The organism is Sphingomonas sp. ERG5 (assembly GCF_000803065.1).
GTDB lineage: Bacteria > Pseudomonadota > Alphaproteobacteria > Sphingomonadales > Sphingomonadaceae > Sphingomonas.
This window is the reverse complement of sequence record NZ_JSXI01000026.1, coordinates 81,790-101,736: the sequence shown is the minus strand read 5'-3', so window position 1 is coordinate 101,736 and position 19,947 is coordinate 81,790. Positions and strand designations below refer to the sequence as shown.

At 62.8% G+C, this 19,947-nt stretch carries 13 protein-coding genes, 1 pseudogene and 1 other annotated feature; of the genes and pseudogenes, 7 read left to right on the top strand and 7 right to left on the bottom strand.

Translation table 11 applies throughout. From position 1 onward, the window contains the following. Positions 1 to 12: 12 nt before the first annotated feature. Positions 13 to 261 (top strand): LacI family DNA-binding transcriptional regulator, encoded by a 249-nt coding sequence (locus OO12_RS10960; protein ID WP_034158707.1) that lies wholly within the window; start codon positions 13 to 15, stop codon positions 259 to 261. Positions 262 to 274: 13 nt separating this feature from the next. On the opposite strand, the gene OO12_RS10955 is transcribed toward OO12_RS10960, so the two are convergent. Then, entirely contained in the window at positions 275 to 1,531 is a 1,257-nt protein-coding gene (locus OO12_RS10955; protein ID WP_235364755.1) for a sulfatase family protein, read from the bottom strand. A gap of 13 nt (positions 1,532 to 1,544) precedes the next feature. Between OO12_RS10955 and OO12_RS10950 the strand changes: the two genes are divergently transcribed. Next, a complete protein-coding gene (locus tag OO12_RS10950; protein ID WP_235364752.1) occupies positions 1,545 to 3,977 on the top strand; it encodes a beta-glucosidase family protein in 2,433 nt (810 codons plus the stop codon). Between the two features lie 45 nt (positions 3,978 to 4,022). Beyond that, positions 4,023 to 4,098: a sequence feature (AL1L pseudoknot), on the bottom strand. Here the strand turns inward: OO12_RS10950 and OO12_RS29120 are convergent. Together OO12_RS29120 and OO12_RS10940 are read right to left on the bottom strand one after the other, a co-directional pair. Next, positions 4,030 to 4,376, bottom strand: a pseudogene (locus OO12_RS29120) (transposase); the annotation flags it as partial. Its footprint overlaps the feature before it by 69 nt. A gap of 165 nt (positions 4,377 to 4,541) precedes the next feature. Beyond that, complete coding sequence (locus OO12_RS10940; protein WP_034158749.1) at positions 4,542 to 6,980, bottom strand: TonB-dependent receptor; 2,439 nt, start codon at positions 6,978 to 6,980, stop codon at positions 4,542 to 4,544. A 187-nt stretch (positions 6,981 to 7,167) separates the two neighbouring features. On the opposite strand from OO12_RS10940, the gene OO12_RS10935 reads away from it, so the two are divergent. Both OO12_RS10935 and OO12_RS10930 read left to right on the top strand, forming a co-directional pair. Then, positions 7,168 to 8,841: a sulfatase family protein gene (locus OO12_RS10935; RefSeq protein ID WP_052215752.1), complete on the top strand. Its 1,674-nt coding sequence runs from the start codon at positions 7,168 to 7,170 to the stop codon at positions 8,839 to 8,841. A gap of 66 nt (positions 8,842 to 8,907) precedes the next feature. Next, a complete protein-coding gene (locus OO12_RS10930; RefSeq protein WP_034158705.1) occupies positions 8,908 to 9,924 on the top strand; it encodes a LacI family DNA-binding transcriptional regulator in 1,017 nt (338 codons plus the stop codon). A 439-nt stretch (positions 9,925 to 10,363) separates the two neighbouring features. On the opposite strand, the gene OO12_RS29115 is transcribed toward OO12_RS10930, so the two are convergent. From OO12_RS29115 to OO12_RS10910, 3 genes are all read right to left on the bottom strand, one after another. Next, a complete protein-coding gene (locus tag OO12_RS29115; RefSeq protein WP_235364751.1) occupies positions 10,364 to 10,573 on the bottom strand; it encodes a hypothetical protein in 210 nt (69 codons plus the stop codon). Positions 10,574 to 10,735: 162 nt separating this feature from the next. Then, a complete protein-coding gene (locus OO12_RS10915) occupies positions 10,736 to 12,640 on the bottom strand; it encodes a sulfatase-like hydrolase/transferase (protein WP_034158702.1) in 1,905 nt (634 codons plus the stop codon). Between the two features lie 130 nt (positions 12,641 to 12,770). Continuing rightward, positions 12,771 to 14,582, bottom strand: coding sequence for a carboxylesterase/lipase family protein (locus OO12_RS10910; protein WP_052215751.1), 1,812 nt, complete (start codon positions 14,580 to 14,582; stop codon positions 12,771 to 12,773). A gap of 260 nt (positions 14,583 to 14,842) precedes the next feature. Here OO12_RS10910 and OO12_RS10905 point away from each other — a divergent pair, with 260 nt between their 5' ends. The 3 genes from OO12_RS10905 (at position 14,843) to OO12_RS10895 (ending at position 18,645) form a co-directional block, all read left to right on the top strand. Next, complete coding sequence (locus OO12_RS10905; protein WP_235364750.1) at positions 14,843 to 16,186, top strand: sulfatase family protein; 1,344 nt, start codon at positions 14,843 to 14,845, stop codon at positions 16,184 to 16,186. A gap of 69 nt (positions 16,187 to 16,255) precedes the next feature. Beyond that, positions 16,256 to 17,143 carry a formylglycine-generating enzyme family protein gene (locus tag OO12_RS10900; RefSeq protein ID WP_034158701.1) on the top strand — a complete coding sequence of 296 codons (888 nt, stop codon included), beginning with the start codon at positions 16,256 to 16,258 and terminating at the stop codon, positions 17,141 to 17,143. Further along, positions 17,140 to 18,645 (top strand): sulfatase family protein, encoded by a 1,506-nt coding sequence (locus OO12_RS10895; RefSeq protein WP_235364749.1) that lies wholly within the window; start codon positions 17,140 to 17,142, stop codon positions 18,643 to 18,645. The genes OO12_RS10900 and OO12_RS10895 overlap by 4 nt, the downstream gene beginning before the upstream one ends. 115 nt (positions 18,646 to 18,760) lie before the next feature. Here the strand turns inward: OO12_RS10895 and OO12_RS10890 are convergent, their stop codons facing one another. Next, entirely contained in the window at positions 18,761 to 19,909 is a 1,149-nt protein-coding gene (locus tag OO12_RS10890) for a tyrosine-type recombinase/integrase (RefSeq protein WP_034158700.1), read from the bottom strand. Positions 19,910 to 19,947: the final 38 nt, after the last annotated feature.

The following is a 19,947-nucleotide window of genomic DNA, read 5'->3' as shown; positions in this document are numbered from 1 at the left end:
GGAGACTAGTTTTTGGGCATTACCATCCATGAGGTTGCCCAGCGCGCGGGCGTTCCAATCAAGACCGTATCCCGTCTCATGAATGGTGAGCCCAATGTTCGCGAGATAGTGCGGGAGCGCGTGCGCGAAGCGATGGCCGCGCTCGACTACAACCCTGACGCGGTCGCTCGCCGCATGGCGAGCGACCGATCATTGCTGATCGGCTTGTTCTTCCATCCGGAGTTAGCGCGCGAAAGCACTGCGCCTCCTCCTGGATGCTGACGATCGCCACCGATCAGTCGGCTGGCTTCTCCGTGTGCTGCTCGATCACGGGCGCTCCAATGATTGTCGATGAGTGGGTGCGGAAGGGCGCGAATGTTTGCCGCGCTCGGGCGAGACGCGCGGTGAGGTCGGCAGTGACATCCGGGTGTCGGTCGGCGACGCTGTAGCTCTCCGTGCGGTCGGCCTGCATATCGTAAAGTTGCGGATAGCCGCGCGATGGCAGATCCATGAAGTAATTTCGATAATAGTCCGCTGCGACCAGTTTCCAGCGCTGGGTCCGCACCGCCACCACGTCCTCGTCGTTGAACAAAAGCAGTTCCTCGTGGGGACTCGGGGCGCCACGCAAAAGCGTGGCGGACAAGTCGCGACCGTCCAACGTTACTCCGGCGGGTGGCGCAATGCCCGCCATTGCGCAGAAAGTGGGCAGGAAATCGATGCTCATGCCGATCGCATCGCTGCGCCGGCCGGCCGGCACGCTGCCTGGTTGCCAGGCGATCGCCGGCACCCGATAGGCGCCCTCATATCCGCCGCCGCCTTTTCTCTGACGCAGCCCACCCGTGGCGCCCTCGAACCAGGGACCGTTGTCGGACGTGAAGATCACCAGCGTTTCGCGCGCGATGCCGAGGTCGGACAGCCGCCGCAAAATACGACCGACGATGGAGTCGATTTCCTGCACGACATCTCCATACGCGCCCGCCGCCGACTTCCCCCGAAAAGCCGCGCTCGGAATCGAGGGGAGGTGTGGAGCGCTCAGGGCCAGGTCCAGGAAAAAGGGTCGCTCGTGGTTGGCCGAGATGAACTCCAGCGCCTTTTCGCAGAATTGCTGTTGGAGCTGCGCGATCTCCGCAGGGCGAGGCGAGGGCGGGGCGGAATCTCCGCGCCGCGTCTCATAGATCGCCAGCGGCTTCATGTCATGGCTGTAGGGAATGCCGTAATAATAATCGAAACCGTGCTGTGTCGGCAACCAGTCAGGGCCCGTATGGCCGAGATGCCATTTGCCGATCAGCGCCGTCCCATAGCGCGAGGAAAGCGCCTTTGCGATGGTGACTTCACTGGGCGGGAGCACGCGTTTGTCGTTGGCCAGGATTACGCCATAACCAAGCCCGGTGCGCACCGCATAGCGGCCGGTGAGCATCGCCGCGCGCGAGGGCGTGCAGATGTTGGCCCCGGCGTAGAAATCGGTGAGCGTGGTGCCCTCGCGAGCCATGCGTTCCAGGTTTGGCGTGCGGATCGCGCCCCGCGCCGCCGCACCCCAGTCGCCATAACCCATGTCGTCGCATTGGATGACGATGAAGTTGGGTGCGCGTCGGCCCGCTGCGAGTGCCGGCATACGCAGAGAGCCGATTGCCGCAGTTGCGACGGCACTGGCCAACAGGTTGCGTCGGTTAATCGATGTCATGGCCTCTCCGCGACAATTCAGTTATGCAGTATTGACAAGCTTGTCATATATCCAGATCAGCGCCGACGTGAAGAGGGTTTTTGAACGGTCATCGTTGGCCAATCGTCCGAGGAGGGGATTTATGCGGGTAAGGCAGATCGTCGTTGCGCTGTTGCTCTGTGGCACATCCATCGTCGCCGGCGCGCGAGAGCGACCCGCAGCGATTGAGACGGCGGAGGTCGCCGCTGATCGTTGGGCGACCGAAACAGAGGCGCGGATGACGGATGACGAGCGCTTCTCGCTCATTCACGGCTTTATGGCGCTGCCCGTTGGCAGCGTGGATCCATCTACCTGGCCCAAGGATGTCATCCTCGCGGCCGGTTATATCCGAGGGATTCCGCGACTTGGGGTACCCGCCTTGCGCGAAACCGACGCCAGTCTGGGCGTCACCAATCCGTTCGGCGTGCGCAAGGGAGACAGTGCGACGGCATTTCCGGCAGGGCTCGCGATTGGCGCTACATTCGACCCTGGGCTGGTCCAGGCGGTGGGTCAGGCGGTGGGCAGCGAGGCTCGCGCCAAGGGATTTAACGTGCTGCTCGGCGGTGGGATCAACCTCGCTCGCGATCCTCGCAACGGCCGGAATTTCGAGTACATTTCCGAAGACCCTTTGCTTTCCGGTCTGATGGGTGGCGCAGAGGTACGTGGTGCGCAGGCGGCGGGCGTCATTTCGACAGTCAAGCATTTCTCGCTCAATTCGAACGAAACAAATCGTCACACCTGGAATGCGGTGATCGACGACGGTGCGCATCGCGAGAGCGATCTGCTCGCCTTCCAAATCGCGATTGAGCGGGGAAAGCCTGGCGCGATAATGTGCGGCTATAATCTCATCAACGGAGAAAAGGCGTGCGGCAACGATCATCTGCTTAACGCCGTGCTGAAGAATCAGTGGGGTTATAAAGGGTGGGTGATGTCGGATTGGGGCGCGGTTTCCGGACCGGATTTCGCTATGAAGGGCCTGGATCAACAGTCCGGCGAGCAGCTCGACAAGCAAGTCTGGTTTGAGGCTCCACTCCGGGCGAAACTTGCGGACGGCAGCTTCTCGCGAGCGCGGCTGTCGGACATGGTATGGCGCATTTTACGCTCGATGAAGGCGGTCGGAATCGTTGGTCAGGCAAAAGCCCCGCCGATCGATTTTGCCGCGCATGCCGCATTGGCAGGGGAGGTCGCTCGAAAGGGGATCGTGCTGCTCAAGAACGATGGGGATGTCCTGCCGCTTGCCTCGACCGTCCGGTCGGTGGCGGTGATCGGCCGAAACGCTCATGTCGGCGTCCTGTCCGGCGGCGGATCCTCGCAAGGTCTGCCGCCTGGTGGTTGGGGGGCATCGATTCCAGTTGGCGGTCCCGGTCAGATGGGTATGTGGCGGATCGAGCGCTGGTTTGCCGGCGCGCCCCTCGCAGCGCTTCAGGCGGCCCTTCCTCAGGCGAGCATCGAGTTCGATCCCGGCGTCTATCCGCAAGACGCGGCCGCGCTCGCCAAGCGAGCCGATATCGCCATCGTGTTCGTCAACAAATATGAATCAGAGGGTTTCGATTCTCCCGACCTTTCATTGCCGGGTAATCAGGACGCCATTATCGCCGCCACGGCCGCGGCGAATCCCAACACGATCGTTGTGCTTCAAACCGGCAATCCGGTTGCGATGCCCTGGCGCGACAAGGTGAAGGCGATTCTGGCCGCCTGGTACCCGGGCCAGCAAGGGGCGTCAGCAATCGCGGATATCCTCACTGGCAAGGTTAACCCGTCCGGCCGGCTGCCGATCAGCTTTCCTGTTTCAACCGATCAACTGCCGCGGCGGGAGATACCGAGCTATGGATCGCCGCCGAATACACCGGTTTCTGTAGAGATGACGGAAGGCGCCAATGTTGGCTATCGCTGGTATGCGGCCAAGGGCCTCAAGCCGCTCTACTCATTCGGCTATGGCCTCAGCTACACGACCTTCTCCTATTCCGATTTCGCGGCGCGGGGTGGCAAGACGGTGAGCGCACGCGTGACCGTGAGCAATACAGGCCGACGTGCCGGTGCGGTTGTTCCTCAACTCTATTTGTTGGAACATAACAAAAATTCGATGCAGCGATTGCTGGCGTTCGAGAGGTTGGAGCTGGCGCCTGGTGAAACACGGACAATCAATCTGTCGGTCGATCCACGACTGCTCGCGCACTACGATGTAAAGGCGAACGTTTGGAGGATCGGCAAGGGCGACTATCGCATCGCGATCGCGCGCTCGGCCGTTGCTGTTGAATCGATAGAGAACGTCTATCTAGACGAAAGGTCATTTAGATGATTGACCCGCGCCGGGTCAATCGGAGGCCATATGGTTTAAGTTACGCGGCCATGCGGTGATCGTCGATGAACGAGATCACCGCCGGAACAGGCGGTCGAGCGCCGCCTGAGCAAAATATGCCGACGCTTGCGTAGAATCTCCTTGGTCTGCCGCAATTCGCGGACCCCGCGCTCCAGCGCCTTCACCTTGTTGGCAACGTCGGTCGAAACGCCAGCCTGCTTGTGGCTATCAACCTCGGCCTTCTGCACCCACTCGTGCAGCGTTTACGGAACGCAGCCGATCTTCTCCGCGATCGACGTTACCGTCCCCAGCGGGACGGTAGTCGTACTCGTGATCGAGCACCATCCGTACCGCCCGCTCACGGACTTCCGGCGCAAGCTTGCTCGTTGTCTTGCTCATACAGGATCCACCTTCTCAGGAGTTGAAGCCTCCGGCAAACCCGGGGTGGTTCAATCCGATCTAGCAGATGCCGGGACTGAACACCCAGGTAGGTAGGTCGATCTTCCCGGCAACCACGTAGCTACAGGCGAGCGGCCGGGGCCGCTTGCCTGTAGCTTCTCCTTATCAGAAAGCGACCGAGAAATTGGCGCCAAGGTAGCGGTTCGCGTCCTTTGGAACGATGCCGTACAGGTTGTTTGGCGAGAGGGTTGCGGTCGTCAGTACGGCCGCATTTCCGACAAAGCCGAGATAGTGTGTGTCAAACAGGTTCTTCACGAAGAAGGTCATCTTGTATCTGTCGTCCTTGGTTCCGATGCCCGCGCTCATATCGACGATCGTGTACCCGTCCTGCAGCTGGTTCGGATCTTGCTCGATGGCAAAGTTGTAGTCGCTCTGGAATGACACCGCCGCCTGGCCGAACACCTTGAAGCCGGTGCCGGTGATGCCGCTCTCGTAGCGCGCGCTCACATTGATGCGGTAGTCGGGCGCATTGGGCAACCGTCCATCGCGCAGGTTCTGTTGCGTCGCGCCGCCCGCGGACAAGCGGTAGCAGATGTTGGCCGGTGGAGTTCCCGTGATGACGGGCGCAGCCGCTTGATATTGCAGCGGACAGTTCAGGCCATCGGCGTTGAGCTTACTCTGCAGGATCGTCACGCCGGCGCGGACAGTGAATTGCGGCACGGGACGGATGACGGCTTCCAATTCCACGCCCTTCACCGTCGCGCTGCCAGCATTGGTCAGCACGTTGTTGATAGTCGGCGGATTCCCGCTGGTGTCCGAACGGTTCGCCTGGACCTGCAGATTGGCGTAGCGCTGGTAGAACAGGGCAGTGTCCAACCCGAACTTGCGGTCTGTCGTCCGGAACTTTCCGCCGACCTCCCACGCACTGACGGTCTCGGGCTGAACAGGAGTCTGGTGGCTGAAGTTGGCGGCAAGCTGGACGGCGTACGCCGCGCCCTTGTAGCCACGCGACCATGTCGCATAGGCTTGGGCGTTAGGACCAAATTTGTACTGAAGGCCGGCCTTGCCGGTCACCGCGTCATCCTTGATCGAACCGCTGCCGGAAGACGGCGCGGTCAGGAGCAGGTCGCCGACGAGCAGCGGAGACGTCCGGGTGCCGCTGTAGCTGTTGAACTCGTGCTGGACCCGGATGCCGCCGATGGCCGACAGACCACCGATCAGTTTGATCTCGGCCTGGCCGAACGCGGCGATGTTGGTGGTCGACGTGTTCGCGACCAGTCCCGTCGAGCGGTAGGTCGGGACGTTGCAGGCTTGTCCCACCATCAGGACCCCGTTCGCGCCACCCGGCGTGCAACTGCCCACGCGGCGGAAGAACGTCGTGTCGAGGTCGAGGTTGGAGTAGAACACGCCGGCCACCCAGGTCACCGGCCCGGACTTGTCGGACGCCGCGCGCAACTCCTGTGTGAACTGTTTGATGTGGGTCGTGCCGTCGTTGAAGTCGAACTGGCCGATCGCGGCGGTCAAAAACAGCGGCGTCGGTGTGTTTAGCCCATCGATATCGCCACCCTGCGAGTTGCGGAAATCCTGGTAGCCTGTGATCGACGTCACGGTTACGCCGCCAAGGTCGAGATTGCCCTCAAGGGACGTCTGCCACTGCGTTGTGTTGCTCGCGTACGGCCTGTTCTGCAGTGTCGAACGATTATTGGGTCCCGCGACGGTGCTTCCCAGCAGCCGGCGCAGATCGGGATTGTCTGCGCGAATGTAGACTAGTGAGCAGCAGTCCGCATCGTTCTTCGAATACGACCCGGAAAGCAGGAAGCTGAGCTTGGACGTGGGGTCCCAAGCCAGCTTCGCCCGGCCTCCGTAACTTTTGTAGCCGTTGATGTTGCGACGCAGCGTGGTATCGTTGATGAAGCCGCCAATGCTGTTGTAGAAACCGCTCAGCGATGCGCTCAGGCCGGAAGCGATGGGGCCGGACACATATCCCTTGGCGCGGTACTCGTTCTCCTCCGCGATGGTGAAGCTCGCATTCCCCTCGAACTTGTCCCCCGGTCGCTTGGTGACGATGTTGATGACACCAGCGGTGGCGTTCTTGCCGAACAGGGTGCCCTGGGGTCCGCGAAGAACCTCGATACGCTCGATGTCCGAGAAGTCCTCGAAGCCCTGATTCTGCCTCGCCTGGACCACACCGTCGATGACGAACGATACGGAGGGCTCCACACCGGCGCTGAAGACGGACGTGCCGACGCCGCGGATGCGTATGTCGCTCGCATTTGGACTAGTGCCCTGACGGACGGTCAGCGAGGACGAGACCTTGTCGAGCGCGTTCGCCGACGTGATCTGTTGGTTGCTCAGGATGTCGGCGGTGACCGCAGTGACCGCAGCTGGGACATCGAGGAGGCGCTCGGAGCGCTTCTGCGCCGTGACTATGATGTCCGCCGCCGTGTTATCCTGCTCGCCATCTCCGGGCGCCGGTGTGACTAAGTTCGCATTTGTCGAGGGCGAAGCCGTTTGCGCCCAAGCCGCATTCGCCATCAACGCCAGGCCGCTGGCCGCAGCCAAGGCCGTGAAGCGCAGCGCGCGCGGACTCACAACCGAACTCATCATACTATCCTCCCAAAAATTGGCGCGGACTGTCCGCCCGCTGTTCCGATTGTGGCGGCAACTCGCACAGATTCTTTCAATTGACAAGCTTGTCATTTCTTGGGATCGGATGAGCTCGGACGGTCGCCTGGCCGTCGATCGTCGTCAGGAGAGAGCAATGAATAGGTTTTCGCGCAGATTCAGGCTCATGTCGGCAGCCGGAGCGTTAGCGGCGATCGTCTCGGTTCAAACGGTTGCGGCACTGCCCGCGGCGCCTGCGAGAGCGGCACCATCGCAGCCCTCACGCGCGCCATCCAAGCCGTTCAACGTCATCTACGTGCTCGTCGATGACCTGCGTTTCGATTCGATGGGCTTCCTCACACCCGGACTCAAGACGCCGAACATCGACTTCATGGCCCGGAATGGGGTCTACTTCCCGAACGCGGTCGTGACTTCATCGCTCTGCTCGCCGAGCCGTGCGACGATTCTGACCGGCGAGACGACCCGGAACCATGGCATCGTGGATAACAATAACTCCTCGGAAGCCGGGCTCACCTTTTTTCCCGAGTATCTGCAGAAGGCCGGATATCAGACGGCCTTTTTCGGCAAGTGGCACATGGGGCAGAACAACGATAACCCACGACCCGGCTTCAACAAGTGGGTCAGTTTCAAGGGGCAGGGCACCTATTTCCCGAACGATTACGTTCCGCCGGACCTCCTCAGGAAAGGCGTGCTCAACCGGCTGAACGTCGACGGCACCGAGGTGAACCGCCAAGGCTATATCACCGACGAACTCACCGACTACGCTATGGACTGGCTGACCAAGGGACGCGATCAGTCGAAGCCCTTCTTCCTCTACCTGTCACACAAGGGCGTGCACACGGACCCTAAGCCGCCGGAGCGCTATCTCCACCAATATGACAACCTGCCCGTCACATTGCCGGCAAGCATGGCCGACACGCCCGAAAACTACCAGGGTAAGCCGCGTTGGGTGAAGGACCAGCGCAACAGCTGGCACGGCGTCGACTTCATGTTCAACGGCAACGAGCCGCTGACCAGCTACATCCGTCGATATTTCGCGACGCTGTCGCCGATCGACGACAGTCTGGGCCGGATCCTCACCTACCTGAAACAGAACAAGCTCGACCGGAACACGGTTGTCATCTTCACGAGCGACAACGGGTTCCAGTTCGGCGACCACGGACTGATCGACAAGCGAACCGCCTACGAACCCTCAGTGCGGGTGCCGTTCGTCATGTATGCGCCCGGCCTTCTCCCGAAGGGCGTGACCAACCCGGGCCTCATCCGCAACCTCGACCTCGCCCCGACGGTCCTCGACATCGCCGGCGTACCTGAGCCATCGCAGTTCGAGGGAAAGAGCTTCCTACCCCTGGCTGAAGGCAAGCTACCCCCGTCGCAGTGGAAGCCGGGCGACTTCATCTACGAATACTATTGGGAATGGAACTACCCCGAGACGCCCACCACCTTCGCGATCGAGCGCGACCGGGTGAAATACATCCAGTATTATGGGGTCTGGGACACCGAGGAGCTATACGACCTCGACAAGGATCCCAACGAGATGAACAATCTTATCAACAATCCCGCGTATCTCGACCGCAAGATCGAGCTGCGCAAGGCGTTGTTCGAACAGTTGGCCAACCGAACCGGGCAGCACGTCATCCCCTACAGCGAGAAGTTCAACGAGGGCGTCGTCAAGCGCAACAAGGACGGGTCCAAGCCCGGAGAATTCCCGCCGCAGTGGATGTCGAGTCCAAACCGCTACGATCGCTACAACGACCTATTCCCGGATTCGCGGGAGAAGCTGGACGCCGACCGGCGTAAGGTCCCCTACATCCGATGGGACTTGCTGTTCGGCGCTTGATAGTCGAGGCGCGCCTACCACAAAGTGCCGAACGAAGCAGGCCGACTTAGAGAGGGGACAAGGAACGTGGGCGTCACCATCATCGATGTCGCGGCACATGCGGGGGTTTCGATCAAGACCGTCTCACGCGTGATGAACGGAGAGCCTAACGTCAGGGACGACGTCAGGACGCGCGTGAGGGCGTCCATCGAGGCGTTGGATTATGTGCCGAATGTCGGCGCGCGCCGCATGGCCGGTGATCGCTCATTCCTCATAGGCCTGTTCTTCAATCCGAGGCTAGGTTTCTACGTCAACGGATTCCAGCTGGGCGCGGCCCGCAAGTGCCGCGAGCGCGATTATTTGCTGGCCGTCGAGCCGGTTGATGCCGAAGAGGAAGGCATCGACGCCCTAGTCGGTCAGGTCACGCGCCGGGCACGTCTCGAAGGCGTGATCCTCCTGCCGCCGATCAGCGACGACCTGAAATCGATCACAGTGCTGGAGAAGCTTGGCGTTCCGTTCGTCCGGGTGGCCCCGCGGCTCGAGGTGCATCGGGGCAGCCGAGTCTATGTCGATGAAGGTCGCGGCGCCTTTGATATCGTAAACCACCTGATCGAATTGGGGCATCGCGACATCGCGTTCATCGGCGGGCCCCCAAATGCGGGCGCCAGCGCTCTGCGCCGCGATGGCTTCCTCGATGCCATGAAGCAGGCCGGACTTCCGGTCGCGGATACACGCATGATTCCCGGAGATTTCACCTACCAACGAGGTGAAAGGGCGTTGGCGGCATTGCTGGATGGCGGCGATCCACCGTCTGCTGTGTTCTGCGCCAACGACGCCACGGCGCTCGGCGCAATGGCGGCCGCCTCGCGGCGGGGGATATCCGTGCCTCGGGCAATTTCCATCGCGGGGTTCGACGACAGCCCCTCCGCGTCCACCTCCTGGCCAGGCCTCACCACCGTGCGGCAACCGGTCGAGCAGATGGGAGCGATCGCAGCCGAGATATTGCTCGCAAGACGCGGCAAGGCCGACCCGGAGGAGCAGGTCGAGCGATCCTTGCGACTTGAGGTCGTTGTCCGTGAGAGTACTGGTCGGCCTTCCAAGTGAGCGATTGATAAGCTTGTTAGTTCAGTCATGTAGCCTCGTGCGGACTTGATCCAGCGAGGGGATGAGATACTCCTCGTCTTATTCACCTGGGTCGGCATGTTCGACGGCTTCTCAGATGGTCAACAGCCGTAGACAGCTAAAGCTCCAATCACGAAGGCGGCCGAAATGCGTGACCGCCTCCTCCAGCGGGAAGGGGCGGCCGACGAACGAAATGTCACGGTGGCCAGAGAAGTCTTCATCGCGCCACGTCTCGCCGTTAACGAAGAGCAGCCTGCGGTCACCACCGAGGCTTACGCCCCTTAGCATGACCTGGCGACCATGACCGTCTATGAATGGTCGCCGTCGATCCGGAGCGGTGTGAGCGTCATCGATGGATTATCCAAGGAATATGGCCGGTTGAAGCGCAGACGAGTGGTCCGCGCCTCCCGGCGACCTCAGTTCACTTCTTGATGGCTGCGAGGTCGCTTGCGACGAGCGTCAGCCGCTCGACCGGTATCTTGCCGTTAGACATCGGCTGAAGTTCCTTCAGACTCATGCCCTTGAACGATTCCCACATCGGATGTGCGGACAGGCCGGGCAGATCCTTATCGAGTACGGCCTTTCCCGAGGGGTCCGCAGCGATCTGTTCTAGGGGCGTGTCGAGGGTCATTTTTGCCTCCGTCGCCGGTGCCGGCGCAGCGGGAGCGGTTGGCGGCGAGGATGCCGATGCAGTCTGGGCAAAAGCATGGAGGGGAGCGGCCAGCAGAGCCAGCGCAAAGAGGGAGTTAAGAGTACGCATCGTGGTCCTTTCTTGAAACGAGCTTTGGGGATTTCAGGCTTCGCCGCCCGATTCCTTCATCTTCTTCAGCATCAGCTGCAGGTCGAAGATTCGCATCGCGGGGGTGAAGGAGCCGTCGAGGGTCGCTGCGAGATAGCGAGCAGCGCTGCGGACGTAGAGGACCTCGCTGATCGCGACCTCGCGTGCCAGCGGCAGGATCGCGGGCTGGGACGGCATGAACGTCAACGCGTTGAGGGCATGCAGCTGCAGCTGCCAAGACGATGCATCACGTGCGAGTGGCGCGAGTACCGAGAGCGCGAGCGCCCCATCTCCCAGCCCGGCTACCGCCTCCGCGGCGGCGATGCGGACATGCGGCGACGGGTCGCCGCTTGCAAGCGCACGTAGCTCGGCACGCGCCGCAGCGGCCTTGTCGCCGAGCATCAGCAGGCCGGTCGCGGCCCAGTAGCGGAGTACCGGTATGGGGCTGGTCAGGTTCCCCCGCAGAAGCGCGAGCTTGCGGGGGTCGCGACGCGCTGCGGCGGAGGCGAGCGCCATGACCCGCCGTAAGGGATAGACGCGCCGGTCACGGCTGGGGATGAAGCCTTCGCCAGCCATGCCTTCGGGTAGGAACCCGTTGTCGTTGATCGACAGCATCTGCTCGTCAATCGCCGACCGCATGCGGCGCAGCACCGCTGCGGCCGACCCGTCGCCGACCAGATTGACCAGCTGATCCCGGTCGGAACCGAGCTCGTAGAGCTCCTCGTAGGGCTTCTGGCCGAAGAAGCGCGCCTGAGCCGGGTTCAACTTGCCCTCGCGATGTGTGGCGTCCCATTCCTGGTAGGAACGGAGCTGCCATGCAAAGGCCTGATGCTGGGCCCACGGCCGATGCGGCATGTAGTTGCGGATGTAGCGCCAGCGGCCATCCGTGACAGTGCGGCAGAAGTCGATCCGCTCGTCCATCCTATTGCGCATGCCGAATGAAAGCCCGACCGGCGGCCGGATCCGGTCACCGAGAAACGCCCGGCCTCGCATCTGCGCCGGGGCCGCCAGGCCCGCAATCGAAAGCACGGTGGGCGCGAGATCGATGAAGCTCACGGGCGTGTCGATCGAGCTTCCTGGACCGACGGGTGCCAGATGGCGCCACTTGTCTGGGACGCGGACGACCATCGCGCAGCGATGCCCCTCGTCGTAGCAGTAGCGCTTGGAGCGGGGCAGCACGCCACCATTGTCGGAATAATAGAAGACGATCGTATCGTCGGCGAGCCCGTCCGCATCGAGCTCCGCGAGCCGGGCGGCAATCTGGCCGTCCATCTTCTCGATCAAATTGTAGTAGCTCGCATAGTCCCTGCGGATGCCCGGCGTGTCGGGGAGGTAGCCCGGAATGCGGACCTGCGCGGGCTGCACCGCGCCCTCGGTAACGCCGATGAGCTGCGACTCATGCGACACGCCGTAGTTGAACACCGCCATGAACGGACGGTCGTCGGGCCTGCTGCGCCAATGCGCCTCCTTGCCTTGCCCATCCCAAATGGCGGCCGGATCCACCGAGCAGTTGTAGTCGGTCTTCGCGCTGTTCGTGCACCAGTAGCCGGCCTTGCGCATGATCTCCGGATACGTCGCGAACTCGCGCGGGAACTGCGCTACCGCCCGCATCTGATTCGCTGGCGCGCAGCTCTCCGGATAGATGCCGGTCAGAATGCCAAAGCGCGACGGTGCGCAGACGGGAGCGTTGGAATAGACGTTGCGGTAGAGGATGCCGTGTTGCGCCAACGCGTCGATCGTCGGCGTGCGTGCGAGCTTGTCGCCGTAGCAGCCGATGAACGGATTATTGTCCTCGCTCACCACCCAGAGGATGTTCGGTCGTCGTGGCGCGGCCGCGAAGACGCCGTCCGCACCAGCCGCTGCGGCGATACCCACAGCGACGGTGAGCGCCTGGCGTCTTGAAATGTTATTCGATGCCATGACGACCTTTTTGCGTGCCTCTCACGCTCGGTTAATGGTCGCGGTTGACAAGCTTGTCAATCAGAGTTCGCGTTGACAGTACGGTCGGATTGTCAATCTTGTCGCCGCCCGGAGACGGGAGCCGGTAGGGTCAGGGTGACAGTTTCGCCAGATCCGCCGAGACCTTCGCGAGCCTGTTCGGCGTCAGCATCCGCGGTGCGAGGAGTGCAAGGTCTTCCAGGGACTTGTTCTTAAATTGCGCCCGCGTCGGGTGCGAACTAAGGCTAGGCAGTTCGTCATCGAGCACCGCCTTCGCACGGGGATCGGCGAGATGGTCTCTGATTGTCGGCTTGATCGATGGAGGTCCCTTGACACCCTCGGGCGGCGAAAGTTCCGCGGAGGTGCCGGGAACCGGTCGGGATGGCGGCACGGCACCTAGGACGAAAACGGGGTTTGCCGTGCGTTGGCTTGTGCTCAGGATATCCAGGCGCCTCGCCCATGGATCGACCCCAGCCACCGGACCGTCATTGGTAAAGGTCAGAATGCGGTCGCCAAGCGCGCTCGGCCACTTCACGCGACCCTCGCCATTCGGATCGCCGGTGCGCGCGAACGAAACCCAGTATGAGGTCACGTCCTGGGCAAGCCCACGATCGCGCTCGGCCGTCGGCCAGGGCATCTCGCCGAGCGTCTGGAACACATAGCCGACGTCGCTGGCGTGCGATGCGCCGGGGAAGGCCGCTGGCGCCGATGCGGATAGTATTGCGAACCGATACCTCCATGTGGGCGCTCGGCGAGCATGGTCGTTTCCGAGCGTCCTCGCCGGCTCTGAGAAGATGGCGTCGGTGTAGACGCGATCCTCGAACTCCTTTCTAGACCCATAGGCCGCCGCCAACGCCGCCGCGTCGTCAGGCGTCGGACGCACGCGGCCCGCCAGGTCCGGGGTCTGATAGGGCCTGGGCAGTTCGTAGTCGTTCGATCCAACCAGGTATGGCACCTTCACCTCCCGTCTGCCCGCGAACGCGGAAACGATTGTCTCCTTGAGTACCACGCCGTCAACGACAGGTGCCTCGCCGCCCATGGCGTCGATGCGGGGCAGCTTCATCAACTCCTCGGCGGGAATGGCGCGCAGCGCCTTCGCGTCCGGATTCCGGATGCCCAGATCCTCAATCATTGCCGCGTCACGACGTTCAGCCTCTGCCAGACCAACCGCCGGCATGCGGGCGTTGGCCGAGGACGCGATGGCCTTCTGAAAGAGCCCGCGCGCGAGCGGCGACGCCATCAGGGTGTCGACGGATGTCGCCCCTGCGGATTCACCGAAGATCGTGACGTTCGACGGATCGCCCCCAAAGGCCGCAATGTTCGCGCGGACCCATTTCAGCGCAGCGATCTGGTCGAGGATCGCGAAATTGGCAACGACAGGCTTGCGCGCGGTACGAGAGATGGCGGGATGTGCGAAGAAGCCAAGGCGGCCCAGCCGGTAGTTGATCGTCACCAGCACGACGCCGTTTTCGGGGATCGCCGGTCCGTTGAAGGACGGCTCGGCGCCCGTCCCCGTCACCATGCCGCCCCCATGGATCCACACCATCACGGGTAGCTTCCCCGAGCCCTTGACGGGACGCATGACGTTCAGGGTCAGGCAGTCCTCGCTCATCGGCAGCGGCGATGGCTTTTTGAAGCCGCGTCCCACCGCCTGCATGCATCTCGCACCGAACGACGAGGCGTCGCGAATCTCGTCCCACCGTGCCGCGGGCTCAGTCGGCGCCCAGCGGCGCGCTCCGGTCGGGGGGGCACCATACGGCAGTCCGCGAAAGGCCTCCACGTCGCCCTCGACCACGCCCCGTGCGCGGCCCTGGGTGGTGGACACTACCGGACGGGTCGCCTCATTTCCGGCGGCGGCCGCAACGGCGAAGGAGCCGATCAGCATGGTCGCGGCAATTCGCCGGGCCTCATAGAATCGCGCCATGGTCCACCTCTCCAACAAAGCTATACGCCATCGTTCAAATACTAGATGACAAGCTTGTCAATTGCATATCGGCGGTCTATCCGTCGCCGACAAGCGGAAATGGAGTGGATGAAATGGCAAGGCTCCGTCGGATCGGTCCGGTCGACAAATCGCGAAGCACGGGCAGGACCGGACGGGGATGGGCCGGCCGTGCTGCTGCCTTGGCGGCCATCGCTTTCCTGCTTGGGTCCTCAGCGCCCGGCGCGACTGCGCCGCCGGCCGTGGCGGCGCCCAACATCATCATCATCGTGGTGGACGACCTGGGATGGCCTGACGTGTCGGTATACGGGCGCTCGACCGTGCCGACCCCCAATCTATACCGGTTGGGGCGAAGCGGCGTCGCATTCACGAACGGCTACGCTGCCGCCTCAGTCTGTTCGCTTTCGCGGGCGGCGATCCTGACGGGAAAGATGCCGCAGAGCTACGGTCTCACCTACAATATCGACGAGAGCGGTCAGCAGGATCAGGGGCTGCCACTCGACCAGACGACGATGGCGGACAGGCTGCACGCCCGAGGCTATCGCACTGGCGCGATAGGCAAATGGCATCAGGGGGCCAGTCCGCGCTACTATCCTATGCGCCGCGGCTTCGACTATTTCTATGGGTTCTTGTCGGGTGAGGCGCTCTACGCCGATCCTGGCACGCCGGGGATCGTCACGACGCCCGCCAAGAGCGACAAGCCTATGGCGCGCAAGCCGGTCTGGAACACCGTGACGGGCCCAGACGCGACGATCGTGCCCAACCATTCGCGCTATCTCACGGACGACTTCACCGAGCATGCCGTCGACTTCATCGGCGAGTCTGCGGGCAAGCATAAGCCCTACTTCCTCTACCTGGCCTACAACGCCCCGCACTGGCCGCTGCAGGTCACCCGGCAGTGGTATGACCGCTTCCCGGAGATCAAGGATCCGATCCGGCGCACCTACGTCGCCATGATCGCGTCGATGGACGCCGGCGTGGGGCGCGTGCTCGACGCGCTGGACCGAAGTGGTAAGCGGGACAACACCCTCATCGTATTCATGTCCGACAACGGCTGCCCCGCGCAGTTCGGGGCGTGCGACTGCTCTCATCCCTTCGGAGCGGGAAAGTTCACCTATATCGAAGGCGGCACGCGCGTGCCGTTCATTGTCTCCTGGCCCAAGAGGCTGAAGGCGCGGGGACTGATGGCCACGCCGGTGAGCGCGCTCGATATACTGCCGACGGCGCTAGGGGCGAGCGGCGGCGGCGTGCCAGCCGGGCTGGCCGGGCGCGATCTGATCGCTGCGGCGCGTGGTGACCGCGGCATGGCCGACCGAACGCTGGTCTGGGGACAGGATCCGGTGTTCGCGGCGCGCAGGGGGGCCTGGAAGCTCTGGCAGTCCCGCGACAGGGGAGAAACGCACCTCTACGACCTTACGGCGGATCCGGGAGAACTCACGGATCTGTCGCAGAGGAATCCGGCAGTCGCGCGCCGCCTGGGCAAGAAGATCGACGACTGGCGCGCATCGCTACCCGCGCCGCTGTGGCCGCGCCGCGCCGCAGTGGCGGCCAAGATGTGCGCCAAGTCCACCGAGCTGGTGTATTGATCGGGGATGTCGGCGCGATTCAAACCACCGCGAACCTCGGCTGCCCCTCGCTCGGGCCGGTTCTCGGGCATGAGGCGGCTGACCGGCGGCACCTTCCTGATGGGGTCGGACGATTTTTACGACGACGAGCGGCCGATGCGGAGCGCCCAGGCCGACGCCTTCTGGATCGACGAGGTGCCGGTCACCAACGCCCAGTTTGCTCGCTTCGTCGCAGAGACCGGTCATGTGACGTTCGCCGAACTGCCCCCCGATCCGGCTAGCTATCCAGACATGGATCCGACGCTCGCCGTCGCGGGATCGATCGTCTTCACACCACCGGTGCAGCCGGTTCCGTTGGATGGTCCGGTCAGCTGGTGGAGCTATCTTGCTGGAGCCGACTGGCGGCACCCTCTCGGTCGGGACAGCGACCTGTCGGGTCTCGGACGGCATCCCGTGGTGCACATCGCGTATAGTGACGCGTTGGCCTACGCCGCCTGGGCGGGGAAGCAGCTACCGACCGAGGCCGAGTGGGAATACGCGGCACGCGGCGGCCTTGAGGGTCGGGCCTATGCATGGGGCGACGAGCTCCACCCTGCCGGCCGCGTGATGGCCAAGACTTGGAGCGGCGCGTTCCCATGGCGGAACGACGCGCCGGCTGGACTGGAACGAACGAGTCCGGTGAAGTCGTATCCGGCCAATCCGTTCGGCCTTTACGACATGATCGGCAACGTCTGGGAATGGACTGCCGACGACTACCGGGACGGCAAGGCGGCCGATGCGCCCTGCTGCGGTGGCGGGGGCCGGACCTCGGCGTCCGCGACCGTCAGGAAGGTCGCGAAGGGAGGATCCCACCTCTGCACACCGAGCTACTGCCAACGCTACAGACCGGCCGCTAGGTGGCCTCAGCCGATCGATACGTCGACCTCGCACATGGGGTTCCGCTGCGTCATCCGGCTTAACCAGGAACGTACAAAATGATGCCGAACGAGAAGCTGGCCCTCCACCTGCACAAGCGCGACCTGCTCAGGGGAGCAGCCGCGCTTGCGCTGGCCGGCGTCCTGCCAGTCCGGTTGGTGGCACAAGCGGCTCCCGTGCTTCGCAAGCGACTCAACCTGCTCTTTATAACTGCAGACGACTTGGACTGGTCCGTGCTCGGCTTCATGGGAGGGCGCATGAACCTGACGCCGAACCTCGATGCGCTCGCGGCGCGATCGCATCGGTTCGTGAACAATCGCACGGTCGCGCCGATCTGCATGCCGTCGCGCCAGGCGTTCATGAGCGGCCTGCTGCCGCACCACAATGGAGGAACAGGGTTCATTCCGATGACCGATGGCACGCCCAGCCTGACGACCATCCTCAAGGCGCAGGGCTACTTCGCGGGCGCCATCCATAAGGTCGACCACATGATGCCCCAGTCGTCCTTCCCCTGGGACTTCGTCCAGCAGGGCAAGGGCCGTCACACGCTGCTCCAAGCGCAGGGCGCAGAGGTCGCGATCGCCGAGGCGGAGGCGCAATCGAAGCCCTTCTTTGTGCAATGCAACATCAACGATCCGCACCGCCCATTCTATGGAAGCCCGGCCGCGGCCGAGGTCGACCATGGCGATGCCGGTCCCTACAAGATCGCCCGCGAGGTCGGACCCGGTGACGTCGTCGTGCCGCCGATGCTCGATGATCTCCCTCCCATTCGGGCTGAGATCGCTCAATACTGGAACAGCGTGCAGCGCCTCGACGCTGCGGTCGGCCACATCCTCGGCGCGCTCCGTGCAAGCGGGCATCAGGAGGACACGGCCATCGTGTTCTGTGCCGACCACGGTATGCCGTTCCCGTTTTCCAAAGCGACATGCTACGATCACGGAACGCGGGTGCCCGTCCTCATCTCATGGCCCGGAATGGGGCCGGCGAGAGAGTTTCGCAACCTCACTACCAATCTGGACATCCTGCCCACGGTCCTGGAGCTGCTCGGCGCTCCGCCACCGCCCGCACTGGACGGACGCTCCTGGATGCCGATCATCAAGGGGGAAAGCGGCGGAACCCAGGAGTTCGTGTTCACCTACGTCAACGAGGTGTCCAGCGGGCTCTCCTATCCGACGCGCGCGGTCCAGGACGATCGATACTCGCTGATTTTCTCCGCTTGGGCAGACGGCAAACTCACCCTGCGGCTAGAGAGCATGCTCGGACTCACATATCCGGCGATGATCGAAGCGGCACGGACAGACGCTAATATGGCAGCCCGCGTGAAACAGTATGTCTACGGTGTGCGCCTCGCGCTCTATGACCTGAAGTCCGACCCGGGACAGCGCCGGAACCTGATCGACGACCCCGCGCAGAAACGCCGGGCCGCGCGCATGAAGGATATTCTGTTCCAGGAGATGCAACGCACCAAGGATCCCCAACTCGCGAACTACCGGTCGGTGCTCGCTGGCGGTAGCGCGACCGTTCCGCAGGACCCGGACCGGTTCCGGCTTCGCGGCGGCGAGTGAATCGATCGAGCCGTCGGCCAAATCGACCCGACGAGGATGTGGGAGCGAAATTCGTCAATCTGCCGTAATTCGCAGAAAACGCGCAATTCCCTACGTTTGCCTAACTTTCTCGCTTTTATTTCTCGGAGATATAGTCGGCCCAGGCCTTCATGAGCCGCCGCCGCCGTTCGAAGAAATCCGTGCGTCGATATGCCGCCTCGACACGGTCAACCAGCTTGTGGGCCAGCGCTTTGTCGACGACCTCCTTGGGGGTCCTTGTTTTCTCGGCCGCCCAATCGGTGAAGCTGCTCCGGAACCCGTGAACGGTCACCTTCTCATGGCCAAGGTCACGTAAAACCTTCGTCATGGTCATGTCGCTTAGCGGCCTGTTTCCGTCCGTCGAGAACACCAGCCCCTCCTCGTCAGACCGAAGTCGCCGCCGTCGTTCCAGGATTGCCACGGCCGCTGGAGAGAGGGGGACGACATGTTCCTTCTTCATCTTCATACGCACTGCCGGAATCGTCCACACGCCCGACTTGAGATCGAACTCTGGCCATGAGGCGAGGCGGGTCTCTCCCGAGCGGACGGCATTGAGGAGGGTGAACAGAAGCGCGTCGCGGCCAGCGGTTTCCGGAAGGTCGGTCAACCGCATAACGAGCACCGGCACGTCGACATACGGCATGGCGACAAAATGCCCTTCTTCTGTAGGTTGTCGCGGAAGGCCCTTGGTTACGGATCTCAGCGCCGCCTCATGGTGGCACCATCCCTCGATATGCGCATAGTCGAGCACCGTTCCTATGCGCTGCAGAATTCTGCGAGCCGTCTCGGGGATCGAGAGCCAGATCGGCACGAGCGCATCACGAACCATGACGCTCGTCACCTGATCGACTGCCTTGGCGCCAATCGCCGGAAAAATGTGATTCTCAAGCGAGGCCAGCCACGAATCGCGATGGCGCTTGTTCGCCCAACCACTCTTCATCGCTTCGTGGCAGGCGCGAGCCGCATCGGAGAACGTGGGCACGGAGGGCTGGGGAGCGGGCTCGTCCGCCCTTACATTCTCGCCGCTCTTGATCCTGGCCCGTAACTCGGAAGCCTTGGTTCGGGCTTGTGCCAATGACAGTCTCGCTGCCGACCCTAGTCCAAGGTCCTGGCGCTTGCCGCCCATTTGCGTCCGGAGTACCCAAGATCGCGAACCAGTTTCGCGTACCAACAGATAGAGTCCTTGCCCGTCGGCGTGGCGGCCGGGCTTTGCATTCTTTACACGCAGAGCTGTGAGTCCGGTCATGGAGCGCTTCTTTCGTCCCTCATTCGGTCCCACATTCC